Source organism: Streptomyces sp. NPDC088254 (genome assembly GCF_044740925.1).
GTDB lineage: Bacteria > Actinomycetota > Actinomycetes > Streptomycetales > Streptomycetaceae > Streptomyces.
On sequence record NZ_JBIURQ010000010.1, the window covers coordinates 160294 to 177156 of the forward strand.

Annotated in this window: 10 protein-coding genes; 2 read left to right on the forward strand and 8 right to left on the reverse strand. The window is 73.7% G+C overall.

Annotated features, from left to right (window positions below; genetic code table 11):
- The first annotated feature begins 338 nt into the window (after window positions 1–338).
- Entirely contained in the window at window positions 339–620 is a 282-nt protein-coding gene (locus tag ACIOC0_RS27760) for a chorismate mutase (RefSeq protein ID WP_130441173.1), read from the forward strand.
- Window positions 621–1187: 567 nt separating this feature from the next.
- Here ACIOC0_RS27760 and ACIOC0_RS27765 read toward each other — a convergent pair.
- Window positions 1188–1502: a hypothetical protein gene (locus ACIOC0_RS27765; RefSeq protein WP_402158446.1), complete on the reverse strand. Its 315-nt coding sequence runs from the start codon at window positions 1500–1502 to the stop codon at window positions 1188–1190.
- On the opposite strand from ACIOC0_RS27765, the gene ACIOC0_RS27770 reads away from it, so the two are divergent.
- On the forward strand, window positions 1483–2256 hold the full coding sequence (locus ACIOC0_RS27770; protein WP_402158448.1) for an LPXTG cell wall anchor domain-containing protein: 774 nt from the start codon (window positions 1483–1485) through the stop codon (window positions 2254–2256). The genes ACIOC0_RS27765 and ACIOC0_RS27770 overlap by 20 nt on opposite strands.
- A gap of 202 nt (window positions 2257–2458) precedes the next feature.
- Here ACIOC0_RS27770 and ACIOC0_RS27775 read toward each other — a convergent pair whose 3' ends face one another.
- The 7 genes from ACIOC0_RS27775 to ACIOC0_RS27805 all read right to left on the reverse strand — a co-directional run bounded on the left by ACIOC0_RS27775 (window position 2459) and on the right by ACIOC0_RS27805 (window position 16718).
- Window positions 2459–4237: a GMC oxidoreductase gene (locus ACIOC0_RS27775; RefSeq protein WP_389034516.1), complete on the reverse strand. Its 1779-nt coding sequence runs from the start codon at window positions 4235–4237 to the stop codon at window positions 2459–2461.
- 74 nt (window positions 4238–4311) lie between these two features.
- On the reverse strand, window positions 4312–5943 hold the full coding sequence (locus ACIOC0_RS27780) for a succinic semialdehyde dehydrogenase (RefSeq protein ID WP_402158451.1): 1632 nt from the start codon (window positions 5941–5943) through the stop codon (window positions 4312–4314).
- Window positions 5944–6061: 118 nt separating this feature from the next.
- Window positions 6062–7678, reverse strand: coding sequence for a serine/threonine-protein kinase (locus ACIOC0_RS27785; protein WP_402158454.1), 1617 nt, complete (start codon window positions 7676–7678; stop codon window positions 6062–6064).
- 84 nt (window positions 7679–7762) lie between these two features.
- Window positions 7763–9535, reverse strand: a complete 1773-nt coding sequence (locus ACIOC0_RS27790; RefSeq protein WP_402158456.1) for a serine/threonine-protein kinase — start codon at window positions 9533–9535, stop codon at window positions 7763–7765.
- Between the two features lie 104 nt (window positions 9536–9639).
- Entirely contained in the window at window positions 9640–11472 is a 1833-nt protein-coding gene (locus ACIOC0_RS27795; protein ID WP_402158459.1) for a serine/threonine-protein kinase, read from the reverse strand.
- A gap of 166 nt (window positions 11473–11638) precedes the next feature.
- On the reverse strand, window positions 11639–14272 hold the full coding sequence (locus tag ACIOC0_RS27800; RefSeq protein ID WP_402158461.1) for a protein kinase: 2634 nt from the start codon (window positions 14270–14272) through the stop codon (window positions 11639–11641).
- A gap of 175 nt (window positions 14273–14447) precedes the next feature.
- Complete coding sequence (locus ACIOC0_RS27805; RefSeq protein WP_402158720.1) at window positions 14448–16718, reverse strand: serine/threonine-protein kinase; 2271 nt, start codon at window positions 16716–16718, stop codon at window positions 14448–14450.
- Between the last annotated feature and the right edge of the window lie 145 nt (window positions 16719–16863).

Genomic DNA, 16863 nt, shown 5'->3' on the forward strand with positions numbered 1-16863 from the left:
ATGACAGTCCCGCCGCTGGGGGCTGCCGCCCCCGGACCCCCGTTTCGGCGCTGGACGGGCCTCGTCCTCAGCCGCCGGACGGGCTGATCATCCGGGCGGGCGTCTCAGGATTCGAGCGCCTTTGGCCGCCGTCCCCGCGCCGTGCATACTGGCCGCATGCTCGCGCACACGACCTTCGTCTTTACCTATGGCACCCGGCCCGCCGGCTGCCATGGTCGTGCTGCTCGAAGCAACTGACGAGCGACTTCCCCAGGCGCCCCGGGCCGACAAGGCCCGGGGCGCCTGGCGTTCTCCGGGGCTTGCCGGGCCGGGCCGCCTTCCACCCCAAGGAGCCCTCCATGACCGTCCTCGACGTGACCGGCGCCCGTACCCCCGAGGCCGCAGACGTGATCAGCGGCGCCCGTGAGCGCATCGACGCGCTCGACGACCGGATCATCGGTCTGATCCAGGAGCGGATGGCCGTCTCCGCCGTGATCCAGGACGCCCGTCTCGCCTCCGGCGGCCGGCGTGTGAATCTGTCCCGCGAGATGGAGGTCCTCGGCCACTACAGCGAGGCCCTCGGCAAGCCGGGCACGTCGCTCGCGATGACGCTCCTCGAACTGTGCCGCGGTCGCATCTGAGTTCGGGACCGCTCTCACCCGTACGGCGCGTGACCGGCCGGGGGCGGGTTCGTTGGTCCCGGTGTCCGTTCCAGCCAGGTGCGGGCCCGGAAGAAACCACGCGTGGCTCGCTGGAGCGATGAGACGCACGGATCGCTGTCGTGCGTCGTGGGACCTCGCTCCAGGGATGTGACCGGACGGCAGGGGACAGCAGCCCGGTCACCCAAGAGAACGGTCGGCCCCGGGGACGCCCGGGGCCGACCGGCGGAAACCGTGAAACGCACAAGGGGCGGGTCGACCGGTTGCGGGTGCCGCCTTCATCCAGCACGATGCACAGAAGGCCCCGAACAGCCGAAACTCCCCCAGATCGTCACCCCGACCAGGGACGACACCCATACCAGCGGCGCAACCCCCCGGCGCCGCTCCCAGGCACCGGCGCTGCCCTGACGCCGGTGCTGACGGAAGAAGGGCCCCGTGGATCCGTCCCGCGGGGCCCTTCGCCGTGCCCGGAAGGCCTTCGATGTGACGCGGGACACATAAAGATCGTGTGAGAACAGCACAACTGTTCACAGCTTCAACGGGTCACACCTATCGCACACGGGTCACTCCTGCTCTCCACGAGGTCTTCATGAAGCTCCGCCGCGCCATGGTCACCATGGCGGCGACCGTTGCCATCGCACCGCTCGCTCTGCTGTCCGGGCCCGTGGCCTTCGCCGACGACACCACGCCGTCCCCGAGCGTCACCTCGTCCGAGAGCAGCTCCGCCTCCGCCTCCCCTTCCGAGGGGTCGAGCGCCGACGCCTCCTCGTCCACGTCCCCCAGTCCTTCCGGTTCCGTCTCGGCATCGCAGAGCGGGCGCAGCGGGAGCTCGCCGTCCGCGTCGGTGTCGAGCTCCTCGAGCACCGAGCCGTCACCGTCCGCGAGCGCCCCGGCCGGTGACGAGGGCGCCTTCGACCCGGAGACCGACTGCGAGGACATGGAGCTCGACGAGGACCTCTCGGCCGAGGTCACCGGGCTGCCGAACAAGATCGTCGCCGGTTCCGGCTGGCACGACTTCGAGTACACGGTGAGCAACGACTCCGCCAAGGACCTCAAGGACCTGTACATGGAGGTCATGCTCGAGTACGGCGACGACACGGACGCGTCCCTGGTCGAGGACCTCGCCGTCATCCAGGTCAAGGAAGACGGCAAGTGGACCGACGCGTACCAGGACTCCTACGAGGACGAGAACGGCAAGCAGGTCAACTTCACGGGTACCTTCACCGGCCTGCTGGACGTGCTTGAGAAGGACAGCTCCGCCTCCCTCGACCTGCGCATCCAGGTCAAGGCGTCAGCGCCGGCCGGCACGGCGTTCGCGCTGAGCGGGGCCGTCTACGCCGGCAAGGACTCCGCGTGCTACGGCAACGGTGACTTCTACGACGTCGAGATCCTCGCCGCCGGCGGCAAGCCGGGCGACGTCGACGACGCGAAGCCCAACGGGGACAAGCCCACCGGCACCGAGGGCACCAAGGTCCAGGGCGGCGCCAAGCCGATCAGCGGCAGCCTCGCCCAGACCGGCTCCGGCTCCGCCCTGCCGGTGATCGCCCTGGCCGGCGGCGTCACCGTCCTCGCGGGCGTGGGCGTGGTGTTCGCGGTGCGTCGCCGCAAGACGGCGTGACCCCGAGCCGGCGCTGAGGGCCGGTCACGGACGAAGAGGGACCTGCACTCGGAGGGGGGCGCAGGTCCCTCTTTCACATGCGCCCGCGCCAGGAGCACCGCGCACCCCCGCGCCAGGAGCACTGTGCACCCCGCCCGAGACTCACCGCGCACCCCACGCCGGGCGCCCCGCACGCCCCACGCCGAGCTCCCCGCGTACCCCGCTACTTCTTCGGCGGCACCGCCGGCATCCCCAGGAACGGCAGCCGCAGCGCGCCGAAGGCGTCCGCCGGGACCGCCGGTGTCCTCGGCTCGACGGGCTTCAGACGCTCGTACGCCGCGCCCTGCGCCGGACGCGGGTCCTCCTCGCCCTTGTTGGGCCAGTAGGACATCGCGCGCTCCGCCTGGGCGGTGATCGTCAGCGACGGGTTGACGCCCAGGTTCGCCGAGACCGCGGCGCCGTCGACGACGGAGATCCCGGGGTGGCCGTAGAGACGGTGGTAGGGGTCGATGACGCCGCTCTCACGCGAGTCCCCGATGGGGCAGCCGCCGAGGAAGTGGGCGGTGAGCGGGGTGCCCATCAGTTCGCCCACGTTGGAGCCGGCGAAGCCGTTGATGTCGGCGGCGATCGCGGAGGCCGCCTCCGAAGCCGCCCTGATCTGCTTGGGGTTGGGGCTGCCGTGCCCCTGACGTGCCGTCAGCAGGCCTTTTCCTGGGCCGGACTGCTTCAGGTACGTCGTGAGCGAGTTGTCCAGGGACTGCATCACCAGGCCGATGATGGTCCGCTCCGACCAGCGCCGGTTGGACAGGGAGCGCAGGACGAGCAGGGGGTGACGGGCGGCGTGCGCCAGCCAGCCGGCCACCCTCGACGAGCCCTCGGCGTAGGGCACTTGGAGGATGGACAGGCCGCCCATCGAGTTGGAGCCCTTGCCGTAGCGGACCGGCTCGATGTGGGTGTCGTCGTCCGGGTGGATGGAGGAGGTGATGGCGACGCCGCGGGTGAAGTCGACCTTCTCGTGGCCCGTGGCCCTGCGGTAGCGGCGGTCGTCGGTCTGGGCTCCCACCAGGGCCTCGGAGTTGGTGCGGGTCAGCTCGCCGAGCCGGTCGGAGAGGTAGGGGAGCCGACCGCTCTCCTTCATGCGGTGCAGGAGGGTCTGGGTGCCGTAGGTGCCGGCGGCGAGGACGACCCTGCGGGCAGTGAACGTCCGCCCCCCGCCCTTGCGGCGGTCGTCGGTGGGCAGGGTGGCGATCGCGTAGCCGCCGCGCGAGTCGTCCGTGACCGAGACGACCGTCGTCAGCGGGTGCACGACCGCGCCCGCCTTCTCCGCGAGGTACAGGTAGTTCTCGTTGAGGGTGTTCTTCGCGCCGTGCCGGCAGCCGGTCATGCACTCGCCGCACTCCGTGCAGGCCTTACGGGCCGGACCCGCCCCGCCGAAGTAGGGGTCCGGCACCTCCTCCCCCGGCTTCGCCCGCGCCGACCCGTCGGCGTCCTGCCCGTCGCCGAAGAACACGCCCACCGGCGCCATGTGGAAGGTGTCCCCGACGCCCATCCGCTCGGCGGCCGCCTTCAGGTGCACGTCGGAAGGGGTGGTCGTCGGGTTGAGGCGGACGCCGAGCATCCGGCGGGCCTGGTCGTAGTACGGCCGGAGCTCGTCCTGCCAGTCGGTGATGTCACGCCACTGCGGGTCCTCGAAGAACGGCTTCGGCGGGACGTAGAGGGTGTTGGCGTAGTTGAGGGAGCCGCCGCCCACGCCCGCGCCGGCCAGGACCATGACGTTGCCCAGCAGATGGATGCGCTGGATGCCGTACAGGCCGAGCCGGGGCGCCCACAGGTAGTTCCTGAGGTCCCAGGAGTTCTTCGGCAGCGTGGCGCGGGTGAAGCGGCGGCCCGCCTCCAGGACGCCCACGCGGTAGCCCTTCTCGGTGAGGCGGAGGGCCGTCACCGAGCCGCCGAAGCCCGATCCGACGACGACCACGTCGTAGTCGTAGGTGTCCTGTGGCACGTGCTCTCCTCGTCGAGAACGGGTGTTCCTGCCGAACGGCTCGCGGGCCCGGGCGCCCCTGCGGCCCCCGGGGACTACTTGAACCGGAGGGTCTTCATCAGCTTCAGACTGCGGTTCATGAACTGCGCGTACTTCTCGTCGTCCATGCCGAGCGAGGGCGCCATCGGCAGCAGGCGCTGGTGGGCCACCGTCTGCGCCTCGGTGTACTTGAGGATGCCCTCGGAGCCGTGGCGGCGGCCGAGGCCGGAGTCCTTCATGCCGCCCATGGGGGACTGGACGCTGCCGTAGGCGGGCGCGTAGCCCTCGTTGACGTTGACCGTGCCGGTGCGCAGCCGGGCGGCGACGTCCCGGCCGCGGCGCGCGCTCGTCGTCCACACGGAGGCGTTGAGCCCGTACGGCGTGGAGTTGGCGCGCTCGACCGCCTCGTCGTCGCTCTTGAAGCGGTAGACGGAGACGACCGGCCCGAACGTCTCCTCCGTGCACACGCTCATGGAGTCCTCGACGCCGTCGAGGATGGTCGGCTCGAAGAAGTACGGGCCGATGTCGGGGCGCGCCACACCGCCTGCGATCGCCTTCGCGCCCTTGGCGAGGGCGTCCTCCACGTGCTGCTCGACCGCCTTCAGCTGGCGCTCCCCGGCGAGCGAGCCCATGTCGGCGCCGTAGGCGAGGGAGCTGCCGAGCCGCATGGCCCGGGTACGGGCGGCGAAGCGCTCAAGGAAGGCGTCGGCGATCGACTCATGGACGAACAACCGCTCGATGGATATGCAGAGTTGGCCGGCGGAGGAGAAGCAGGCGCGGACCGCGCCCGCGGCCGCCTTCTCGATGTCGGCGTCCTCGAGGACCAACATGGCGTTCTTGCCGCCGAGTTCCAGTGAGACGCCGATCAGGCGGGCGGCGGCGCCTTGCGCCACTTCGCGGCCGGTGCGGGTGGAGCCGGTGAAGGAGACGTAGTCGGCGTGCCTGACGACCTCGGGGCCCACGACCGGGCCCTCGCCGAGGACGACCTGGAAGACGTCCTCGGGCAGGCCCGCCTCGACGAGCAGGTCCCGCGCCCACAGAGCGGTCAGACAGGTCTCGGTGTCCGGCTTCATGACGACGGCGTTGCCCGCGGCGAACGCCGGGAGCGCGTCGCCGACGGACAGCTCCAGCGGGTAGTTCCAGGGGGCGATCTGGCCGACGACCCCGCGCGCGTGGCGCAGCTCGGTGACCTTCGTCAGGGTCGGTATGGCGCCGGCGTGCCCCTTGGGCCTGAGGTAGGCGGGGGCCTTGCGGCCGTAGTGCCGGGCGGCGACGGCGACCGCCTGCACCTCCTCGTGGGCGTGCAGCCGCGCCTTGCCGGTCTCCAGCTGGATCAGGTCGAGGACCTCGCCCTGGCGCTCCAGAATCAGGTCGTGGAAGCGGAGCAGAACGGCGGCACGCTCGCGCACCGGGACCCGCTCCCAGACCCGCTGGGCGGCGCGGGCCGCCTCGTACGCCTTCTCCACGTCCTGCGGGGTGGACTCGGGCAGGTCGGCGAGCTTCTCGCCGGTGAAGGGCGTGTGGTTGGCCGTGCGCCCGGAGCCCACGACGCCCTTGGTGAGGTGGGCGACGAGCTGGGGGGTGACCACGTCCGCGGCGGTGCGGACGCCGGTGGGGGCGGGAGCGAGGGGATTGGTACCGGCCGGGGTCTTGGTGCCGGTGCTGTCCGTGGCCTGCGAGTCCGTCATGAGGCGCAGGGTATGACGCGCGAAGGCCTTTTGGTACCCGTCGGTAATAGTCGTTCACCGGGTGCGCACACCACGCCAGTGGTCACTGGCAGCGAAGCCGCTGATCAGGCGGGGTGCGTCAGTGCTCACCGACGCGGAGGCGGTCACGGGCCGACCGGAAAACCGCGGCGCCGCGTTCCTCGTCCGGCGTCCCCTTGGGCATGTCCACGCGCAGTTCGTACAGTCGCCGGTCGTCGGTGCGGACGAAGAGTTCGAGGACGCGGCCCGCGCGGCCGGCGGGACCGCGGGTGGTGTCGGCGAGGACGGCTTCCTGACCGCGGAAACTCGTGACGGTGGTCAGCGTCCGCGCGCCTCCCCCGGCACGGCTCCACGCCTCGCCCGCCTGCGCGGCCCGCTCCGCCGGGGAGGCGGGCGCACGGTCCCACTGCGTGAGCCGTACGACGAGGGAGCCGGCCGAGTAGACGACCACCCGTGGCTCACGCCCGCCGCCGCTGCCCTGCCGGGCCGTCTCCCGGTAGCCGGCGGGGAGGGAGAGGACGGCGCCCATGGCGGGCTCGGGGTGGGCGACCCAGGACGAGCCCGTCCGCCCGGTGCTCGCCCCGCTGTCGGGCTCGCCCACGAAGGACGTCCCGAGCCAGGCGGCTCCGGCGAGGAGGAGCGTGAGAAGGGTCAGGGGCAGGGGGCGGCTGTGCAGGGGACGGCGGAGCGGTGACGGATCGGGGGGCGGGGAGGGAAGCGGGGCGTCCGCCTGTTCCGCGGAGGGCGCCACGTGCGGCTCGTCGGACGACGGCTCCGCCTTGCGCCGCCTCGGCCCCCTGGGGCTCCTGGTCTGCTTCTGCCCCCTGGGGCTCCTCAGGCTCCTGGCGTTCCCGGGGCGCGGGCCGGGCGCGGGCGGTGTCCGCCCCTCCGCCACCGCCTCCAGCACCGCGGCGACCTCCGTCGCGGACGGCCTGCGCTCGGGGTCCCGCTCCAGCAGCCGTACGAGGAGCGGGCCCAGCGGGCCGGCCTCCTTCGGTGCGGGTCGCCCGTCCGCGGAGCCGGCGTGACCGGGGGCGCGCCCCTCCACGGCGGCGTACAGCAGGACGCCGAGCGACCACAGATCGGCGGCGGGCCCGGCGGCTCCCAGCCCGCACGTCCGCTCGGGCGCAACGAACTCGCCGTGATCCAGAAGGAGTTGGCCCTCTCCCTGCACGGGCGCGTCCTCGCCCTGGGTGTCGGCGATGCCGAAGTCCGTCAGGACGACCCGGTCGGGCTCGGCGAGCAGGACGTTCGTGGGTTTCACGTCCCGGTGGACGATGCCCACGGCGTGCGCGGCGCGCAGGGCCCCGAGGACGGCGAGGCCGATGCGGGCGGCCTCGGACGGCTTCAGCGGGCCGCGCCGCAGGACCTCGTCCAGGGACTCGCCGCGGACCGACTCCATGACGATCCAGGGCAACGCGTCCTGGCGGCCCTCGTCCTCCTCCATCACCACGTCGTGGATGGCGACCGCGGAGGGGTGGTCGACGCGGGCGGCGGCGCGCGCCTCCCGGTACAGACGGTGGGCGGCTCTGCGCTGCTCCTCGTCATCGGGATCGTCGGGCGAGTGGGGCCGCTTGACGGCGACTTCGCGTTCACCGACCTCGTCGTGCGCCCGCCAGACGGTGCCTGTGACGCCGGAACCGATGCGCTCCAGCAACCGGTAACGCCCGCCGACTATCCGGCCCTTGTCGTCCTCGGGCTCCCCGTCGTCAGTCATGTCTCATGACTACCACGAAGGGCCCGACGTAGACCGGCACGGCGTGTGGCGGGCGTCGCAGGGCGGTGTGACGAGTCCTGGGTGTCAGGCGGGGACCAGCGTGTCGACCGCCACGTCGAAGTACTCCCGGGCCTGCCGGACTTCGTCGACCGGCGCCGACACCCACACGTCGTACATCCGGCCGTCCTCCTCCCAGCACAGGTCGTAGGTGTGCCGGCGTCCCTCCGTCGCGCTGAAGCCGTCCCAGGTGAACTCCCAGAGCGCGGCGGGACGTCCGTCGCGTGTGGTCTCGGTGACATGGCCGTCGCGGTAACCGGGGTAGTCCTGCCCCCCGTTGGCGGCCGAGCGCCGCATCACGCCGAGCGGGCCGCCCCGTCGGGGTGCGGAGATCTTGATGCCCAGGCGGAACCTGTCACCCTGCGACATGTAGAAGACGCGCTCGCCCTGCGGGACGCGGGTGAACCCCTCCGGCACGGCGAGCGCGAACCCCGCCGGGTCGTCGGCGACGCGGTACCCGGACGGCGCGGAGGGCCGCTCCCTGCCGGACGCCCCGCTCGTCCGCGAAGGACCCGCGCCGGTGCCGTCCGCCCCCTTGGACGATCCCGTGGACGACGATCCCGTGGAGGATGTTCCCGAAGGCGACGACGTCGTGGGCGGCGACCCCGCCGGTGACTCCCCCGTGGGCGAGGCGCTCGTGGGCCGTCCCGGCGCGGAACTCGCCGCCGGGCCGCCGCCCTTGCCGCCCTGGTCCACCAGCAGCGCCGCCGCGGAAACCCCGGCCCCCGCCATGGCGGCGACCAGCAGCGCCGCCACCAGCACACCCCTCGGGGAGCGCTCCCGGCCGGAGCCCGCCTCCTCGGGGAGCGGGGGCTGCCCCAGCGGCACGTCGGCCTGCGTGGGCGTGTACCCGACCGCCGCACGCGCCGACGGCGTACGCCCGGTGTGCAGCCAGGCGGAAGCCGTGCGCCCGGTGTTGCGCCACCCCGACAGCGTTCGTCCGGTGTCCCGGGCCGTCTCCGGCGTGCGCCCGGTGTCCAGGAAGGCGCGCAGCAGGCGCTCCGCCTCCGCCGCGCCCATCCGCCGGTCGGGGTCGCGCTCCAGCAGCCCCCGCACGACGGGCAGCAGCGGCGCGGCCTGCGGGGGCGTACGGATCTCGGCGAAGACGACGGCGTGCAGGATGCCGCCCAACGAGTCGCGGCGGAACGGCGATTCACCGCTGAGCGCGGTGCACAGCAGCGCGCCCAGGGACCACAGGTCGGACGCCGGGCCGGTCCGCTCGCCGGACATCCGCTCGGGCGCGGTGTACTCGGGTGAGCCGACGAACGACCCGGTCTCGGTGAGCGTGGTGGCCCCCGCGACCTGGGCGATCCCGAAGTCGGTGAGGACGGCGCGGCCGGTGCCGGCCTCGATCAGGACGTTGGCGGGCTTGATGTCCCGGTGCAGCACTCCGGCGGCGTGCGCGGCACTCAGGGCGCCGAGCAGGTCGGCGCCGATCCGGGCCGCCTCGCGCGGCTCCACGGGGCCGCCTTCGGCGATCCGGTCGGCGAGCGAGCCGCCGTCGACCAACTCCATCACGATGTAGGGACGTTCGTCCTCCTCGACGACGTCGTGCACGACGATGATGTGCGGGTGGCTCAGCTGGGCGACCGCGCGGGCCTCGCGCAGCGTCCGGTCACGCCGGCCACGGGCCTCCGCCGCGGAGAGCGCGTCGTCCTGGACGAGTTCCTTGACGGCGACGCGTCGCCCCAGCAGCCGGTCGGTGGCCCGCCAGACGACGCCCATGCCACCGCGCCCGAGCCTCGTCTCCAGCCGGTAGCGGCCGGCGATCACCCGGCCGTCGTCCCCCTCGGTCCCCATGCGCCCCATCATGCCGCACCGGACGGCACGCCTCCGGGGCGGCGACCGGCCAAGTCACACACACGGCCGGAGGGCGCGGAGCGGAGGGCGGCGCACGCTCCGGCTCAGGAAGCGCCCGAGGGTTCACGCCAGCTCCGCAGCACGGACTTGAACTGCTGGGCGGCGGTGTCCCAGTCCTCGGCCGGCGAGGACATGTAGATCACGTATTCGGTGCCGTCGCGGGCGATGTACGTCTCCTCGATCGCGCGCCGCGGGCCGGGGAACGGCGTGTCCTTGGCCTGCGCGGTCCAGGAGTACTCCCACTCGGCGCCGTCGCGGTCGCGGTAGAGGTTCCGCTCCAGCGTGACCCGCTTGTAGTCGACCAGCCGCTGCAACTGCTGTTCCAGGTCGAGCTGGTGAGCGAGGGGGTCGGCGAAGTCCGGGGAGGCGTCGATGGCGATGCGGACGAAGTGCTCGCCGCCGTCGGGCGTGTAGTCGATCTGCTTCAGGTCGCCGGCGTCCTGGAACACCTGGCGCTTCCAGCCCGGGGGAAGGGAGAGCCCGAAGCCGAGGGGGTCGGTGACCTTCTCCCAGGAGTCGGGCACCGCGCCCTGCTCGGCGCGCTTGTCGGTGGGCGTCGGCGAGGTGCCGGACGTGGCGGCGCCGGCGGTCGAGCGCCGGCCCTCGTCCCACTTCTGCAACGTCAGCGCCGTACCGCCGCCGACCAGCGCGGCGACGACGACCACGAGCGTGAGGTTGCGCAGTTTCCGGCGCCGCGAGGAGCGCGTCGGCTCGGCGGGGGCCCTCGAGGAGTGGACCGCCGCCGGCGGCACCGGCCCCGGACCGGCCGGACCGACGGGAGTCCGGCCGACAGACGGCTGGCCGACGGCGGTCGGGACCGTCCCGTACGGCTGGTGACGGGGCTGGGCGTGGGGCTGCGTGTCGTGCCGGTGCCGGCCGGGCGTCTCGGCGGAGCCCGCAGCCGCAGTCGCGGCTTCCGACGCCGCAGCGCCGTACGAGCCTGCCGTGCCGGGCCCCTGATGACCGCCCGTGCCCGCACCCGCGCCCGTGCCGTCCGCCCGGTAGCCGCCCGTGCCGTCGCCGGTGAACCGCGTCGGTACGAACGCCTGGGCGCCGCTCGGACGGCGGCCCTCCGCCGCTTCGGCGAGCAGTTGTTCGGCCTCGGCCATGGTGGGCCGGTCGGCCGGGTCCTTGCGCAGCAAGGCGGTGATCACGGGTTCGAGCGGGCCGGCGTGGCGCGGCTCCTCGGCCTCCTCCTCGACGACCGCCTGGAGGGTGGTCAGCGGCGAGGTGCGGCGGAACGGCGAACGGCCCTCGACCGCCGTGTAGAGGGTCGCGGCGAGCGCCCACAGATCGGAGGACGGGCCGGGGTCCTGGCCGCGGACCCGCTCGGGCGCGAGGTAGTCGACGGATCCGACGACCTCTCCCGTGCGGGTGATGGTCGTGTCGCCCTCGATCTGGGCGATGCCGAAGTCGGTGAGCAGGACCCGCCGGTCGTGGGCGAGGAGCACGTTGCCGGGCTTGACGTCACGGTGCAGGACGCCGGCGGTGTGCGCGGCGCGCAGCGCGCGCAGCACCCACAGGCCGATCCGCGCGGCCTCGGTGGGCTCGACGCGCCCGTCCTCCTTGACCGCGTCGGCCAGCGAGCGGCCCTCGACCAGCTCCATCACGATCCAGGGACGGCCGTCGTGTTCGAGCACGTCGTGCACGGTGACGACGGCAGAGTGGTTGATCCGCGCGGCGGCGCGGGCCTCCGCCCGGGTGCGTGCCAGCAGGACGGCCTGGTCGCTCTCGGAGACGTACAGCGCGGCGGTCAGTTCCTTGATGGCGACGGCCCTGTGCAGCAGCTCGTCGTGCGCACGCCACACACGGCCCATGCCGCCGCTGCCGATCGCGTCGGCGAGCCGGTAGCGGCCCGCGATGAGCGAGCCCTGCATCTGATTCACGTTGCCCCGCAATGTTCTTGACAGGGTCAGCGTAAAGACCGTCACCCCTTCGGGGAACAAGCGGGGTGGCAAGGAAACCGCACTGTGACGGTTGTCGCTTCCCGGCCGGAACGGGAACCGATCGGGCTTCGGGCCTGTCGCGACAGCCCCGTCCGGCTCAGCCGGTGTACCGGTACGTCGCCGACGCCTGCTCGAACAGCCGTGTCACCTCGTCACGCTCGGCCGCCGGGCCGCGCACCTGGACGACGTGGTAGCGCCCGTCGAGGAGCAGTGCGAGGTTGCGCACGAACAGCTCCCGCCCGCCGACGCCCGTCCATGTGAACTGGCCCTCGGCCATGGTCCGTCCGCCCACCTGGATGGTCCGCAGTCCCGACGCGGTGGCCCAGCTGGAGTCGCGGTACGGCTGGAGTTCGCTCTCCTTCTCCCGCTGGTAGACCATCGGGTCGCCGCCGAACCGGGCGGCGGTGTCCCGGCCGGGGACGAGGATCAGCTCGAAACTGCCATGGGAGTACACCACTTGACCGCGCCCGTTCCTGGCAGCGCGGTCCCAGCCGTTGGCGACGGCGACCTGGAACCCGTCCGCGTCCTTGCGCACGGTGAAGCCCGGGGCGGCGCCCGCCGCGGACCCAGCCGAGCCGGACTGCGTCGCCGTCCCTCCGGATTCGCCCGAGCCACCGGAGGCCGGGGCGGAGGCGCTCTCGTCGGCCGACGGCGAGTTCTGGTCGGGCCGGGGCGCGCTGCTCGCGTCGGGCGCCTGTTCGGCCTGGCCGGCGGCCCCGGTGCGGTCGGCTCCGGGCGCGCCGCCCGAGTTCTCCTCGCCGGCCTTCGGCATGAACAGCACGGCGTACGCGATCGCCGCGGCCATCGCCAGCAGTATCAGCACCAGCAGTGTGCGGCCCAGGCTGCGGGGTGAGCGGCCGGTCTCCTCACGGGCCCGCTTGTGCCGTCCGCTCGCGGGCAGACCGGCGCGCCGTCTGCGCACCAGCTCGCCCCGGCGGCGGACGATCGGCAGCCGGCGCGGATCGGTGGGCGGCGCGGCGACGACGTAGGTGCCCGCCTCGGGCTCGGGGGCCGAGCGCACCAGCGAGCGCAGCCAGCCGCTCAGCTCCTCGAACTCGGGCCGCTCGGTGGGGTCCTGACGCAGCAGCGACTCCACGACCGGACGGAGCGGGCCGCACTCCTCGGCGAAGGCGGGCGGTTCGGCGCACACCAGCTGCACCAGTTCCGCCGTCGAGTCCTCCGGGTACGGGGCGTGTCCCTGGACGGACCTGAACAGGAGCGCGCCGAGCGCCCACAGGTCGGTCGCGGGTCCGATGGGCGCGGCCAGCTGCCAGTTCTCGTGCACGGGGCCGGCCTGTTCCGGCGCCCAGCGTTCGGTGACGGGGCCGACGACGGCCATCCGCGCCTGCCGTGCCCGTTCGGCGGCCAGCGCAGTGGCGGGCCCCCGGCGCACCCCGGCCCCGCCCGCCGGCTCGTCCCATCGCGCGCCGGTGAGGGTCTCGCCGCCGGCCGCGACGCCCTGCGGCGGCACGGGCACCGGCCCGATCGCCGCCGCGCCCGGAGCGTGCGCCCCACGCGTCCCGTAGGGGTCGGCGATCTCCCCCGGGCGCGCACCGCCGCCCGGGCTCCCGGGCGGTTGCTCCCGGCCGGTTCCGAGGACGTACGGCGCGCCGACGGCCCGGGCGTCGCCCTCGGACGACGTACGTGCCCCCGGCAGCGCCGCCCGCCCGCTCTGCTGGGCCTCCTGGACCCGGGCCGCCGCCCGCGCACCCGCGCGGTACGCGGCGATCGCCCCGGCGCGCGCGGCACGGATGTCCCCGCCGGTCTCCAGTGCTCCGGGTGCCGGTCCGCCGGACGCCCCGTCGGCGTCGGCGCGCTCCGGGCCGGCCGGCGGCAGCCCTCCGGCCGCCCGCGCCTCGATCGCCGCCCGTCGCGCGGCCTCGGGGTCGCCCTCGTCGGCGCCGCCCGCGAACTGCCCCGCTCGATGCCCGCCCGGAAGCGGCCGCGCGTGCCCTGCAGCACCGCCCGCCGGGCCGCCCGGACCGCCGAAGCCGGGCAGGCCTCCGAAGCCGGGCGGACCTCCGACGCCGACCGGACCGGCACCCGGACCCTGGCCCGGCCCCGCACCCGACAGAGCGTCAAAGCCCGTACCGGCGTCCTCGGTTTCCTCCTGCGGCACCGGGTCGTACCCGCACAGCGCCTCCTCCGCCGCGCCGACCGCCAGGCCGGTCAGCATGACCCGGCCGTCGTCGCAGACGAGGACGGTGCGTGCGGTGATGTTGCGGTGCACCCAGCCGTGCGCGTGCAGCACCCGCAGCGCCATCAGCACGTCGGAGGCGACCTCGGCGGCCCGGTACGGCGTCAGCGGCCTCTCGGCGAGCAGCGCCGCGAGCGGTCGCGCCGCCACCAGCTCGCTCACCACCCACAGCGAGCCGCCCTCGGCGAACACGTCGAAGACCTGGTCGAGCCGGGGGTGGTCGGGGATGCCGGCCGCGGCCTGCGCCGCGTCCACCGCGCGTCGTACGACCGGATCGGCGGGCCGGCGCGTACTGGCCCCCGCGCGTCCCGCAGACCGCCGCGCGCCGGGCGTACGCGCCGTGAACCCGTCGGGCAGCCCTTCCGCGTCGAGCACCTCCGCCTCGACGACCTCGGGCAACGGCACCTGCCTGACCAGGACTTCCTGCCCGCTGTAGGTGTCGAAGGCCCGGGTCTCGGCGAGTTCGTACTCGTCGGAGGGCGGCAGCGGCAGGCGGTAGCGGTCGGCGAGCACCCGTCCCGCATAGTCGTCCACGATGCCTCCCCCGGCCGCCCGGTCGATCAATTCCGTTCGTCCCGCGGTCCGTTCCGGCCGGATCCGGCCGAACAGCCGGATGCGTACGGTCCGCAGCCACTCACGATACGTGCCGGAGGCAACTCGCAAGGAGGGATGCCCAGATCTCACGCACCGCACACGGCGGACCCGCGTCCTACTTCTTCGGCTGGAAGGTCTCCGTCAGCGTCGTCCAGGTGCTCCGGCGCAGCTCGCCGTCCCATGAGGCCGACTTCGCCGTGTACATCAGCGCGTATCCCTGACTCGGGCTGACCACGAACCCGCGGTCGATCGTGCGGTAGCCGGTGCCGTCCGCCGTGTAGGTCCACTCCCAGTCGGCCGTGTTCCAGCCCCGGTAGGCCACCTTCTCTATGCGGATCTTCTGGTACTGCGAGCGCCTCATGGAGCGCTCCTGGTTCTTCCAGTCCGCGACCGGGTCGTCCTTGGGTGTGGACGTCCAGGCGACGAGCAGCTTCTGTCCGTCAGGCCCGGTGAACCGGTCACCGGCGTCGCTCGCCTCCTGGTACTTCCACCCGGCGGGCAGGCCTATGGAGTAACCCTGGGAGCCCTTGTGGGTCGTCACCGCCCGGCCCACGCCGCCGGCGGAGGCGCCGGTCCCGGCGGTGCCGGTCGCGCCGACGGCGCCGCTCGGGGCGGCCGCGGACCCCGTGCCGGTGGACGTGGACCGGCCGGTCGCGCCGTCGGTTCGGGTGCCGTCGGCCTCGTCGCCCTTGGTGTCGGGGCTCGGGCTCTTGCCCGGCGCCGAGCCGGCGCTCACGCCGGCCGGGGAGCCGCCGGGCTTCGCGCCGTTCGTCGTCTTGCCGTCCCCGTTGAGGACGACGGCCAGCACGGTGCCGAGCACCGCGAGGACGACCACCACGGCGATGATGACCAGCGTCCTCTTCGGCACCACGTCGGTGATCGGCGCCCGGGGCACGGGCCGCGGCGGAAGGTCCGGCGGAGTCATCACGGGCCACCCGGAACTGCGGCCGCCCGTGCCGCCGTTACCCGTCCCGCCGGCGGTCGTCCCGGAGGATCCGGACACCGGGGCGGGCGCGGATCCGGACGCCGCCGTGGCCGTGGCCGCGCCGGTCCGCGCACCGGCCTCGGACCTCGGCGCTGCAGCCGCGGCAGAGGGCGCGGACTTGGCGGCCCCGGCACGGGACCCCGAGCCGAATCCCGAGCCCGACCCCGAACGAGAACCGGAACCCGAACCGGAACCGGAGTCGAAACGGGAAGCGGAACCGGAACCGGCCCCTTCGCCGCCCTTCACGGAGTCACCGGCCCGCACGGCTCCCGAGCCGGCCGCACCGGACGAGCCGGCTGAACCGGTCGCGCCCGACGAGCCCGCCGAACCGCCCGACCCGTTGGCCGACTTGGCGCGCGCCGCGGCCGCCGAGGTGGCCGCCCCGGCCGCGACGGCGGCCTTGCGCACGGAGCGGAACGCCCCGCGCAGCTTCTCTGCCGCCTCCGCTCCCCCGGAGCCGCCCGAACCGCCCCTGCCGTCCGGGCTGTCCGGCTGCATCGGCAGCGGCACGAGCTTGGTCGCGTCGGCCGGTTCGGCGTCGTCCGGGTCGGGCCCGTGGATCACCGCGTTGAGCATCGCCCGCGCCCCGGCGTCGTCGAGCCGGCGCTCGGGGTCCTTGGTGAGCAGGCCGTAGATGACGTCCTTCAGCGGGCCCGCGTTCTTCGGTTCCTCCAGCTGCTCGGTCATCACCGCGGTGAGCGTCGCGATCGCGGAGCCCTTGTCGTAGGGGGGGCTGCCCTCGACCGACGCGTACAGCAGACCGCCGAGCGACCACAGGTCCGCGGCCGGTCCGGGCTTGTGGCCGCGGGCACGCTCGGGGGAGATGTAGGAGGGCGCGCCGACGAGCATGCCGGTGGAGGTGATGGACGGGTCGCCCTCGACCTGCGCGATGCCGAAGTCGGTGAGGACGACCCGGCCGTCCTCCGCGATCAGCACGTTCGACGGCTTCACGTCGCGGTGCAGGATGCCCTCGCGGTGCGCCGAGCGCAGCACGTCGAGGATCGCGAGCCCGACCTCCGCGGCGCGCCTGGGCCGCAGCACGCCGTCCTCACGGATGACCTCGGCGAGCGACTTGCCCTCGACGAGCTCCATCACGATCCACGGCCGGTCGTCCTCGTCGACGACGTCGAAGACGGTCACCGCGCTGTTGTTGCGGATACGGGCGATGGCCTTGGCCTCGCGCAGCGTCCGCGTGATGAGCCGGCGCTTCTCCTCCTCGTCGATGTTCGACGGGAACCGCAGCTCCTTGACGGCGACCGTGCGCCCGAGGGTCTCGTCCTCCGCGCGCCACACCGTCCCCATGCCGCCGCGGCCGAGTACGTCTCCCAGCCGGTACCGCCCGGCGAGGAGACGTGCACTCTTGTCCTGACGGGATGTCCCCGCCCGCTCCGCCTCCGACATGCGTCCCCTCATGCAACCCGCCCTGACAGAGCCTCCATTGTCCCCTACCCGACAAGTGCCCGACGCCCAGGGGGCCCCTGACGGCACATGAGCGCCGGCGTGTTCCGGCCAGAAGGCGCGGTGCGGATCCGCACCTCCTCGAACC

Coding starts and splice junctions, on each gene's coding strand:
- ACIOC0_RS27760 (WP_130441173.1), top strand. CDS start 339: ATGACCGTCCTCGACGTGACCGGCGCCCGTACCCCCGAGGCCGCAGAC.
- ACIOC0_RS27780 (WP_402158451.1), bottom strand. CDS start 5,943: ATGACGGACTCGCAGGCCACGGACAGCACCGGCACCAAGACCCCGGCC.
- ACIOC0_RS27785 (WP_402158454.1), bottom strand. CDS start 7,678: ATGACTGACGACGGGGAGCCCGAGGACGACAAGGGCCGGATAGTCGGC.
- ACIOC0_RS27790 (WP_402158456.1), bottom strand. CDS start 9,535: ATGGGGACCGAGGGGGACGACGGCCGGGTGATCGCCGGCCGCTACCGG.
- ACIOC0_RS27795 (WP_402158459.1), bottom strand. CDS start 11,472: ATGCAGGGCTCGCTCATCGCGGGCCGCTACCGGCTCGCCGACGCGATC.
- ACIOC0_RS27805 (WP_402158720.1), bottom strand. CDS start 16,718: ATGTCGGAGGCGGAGCGGGCGGGGACATCCCGTCAGGACAAGAGTGCA.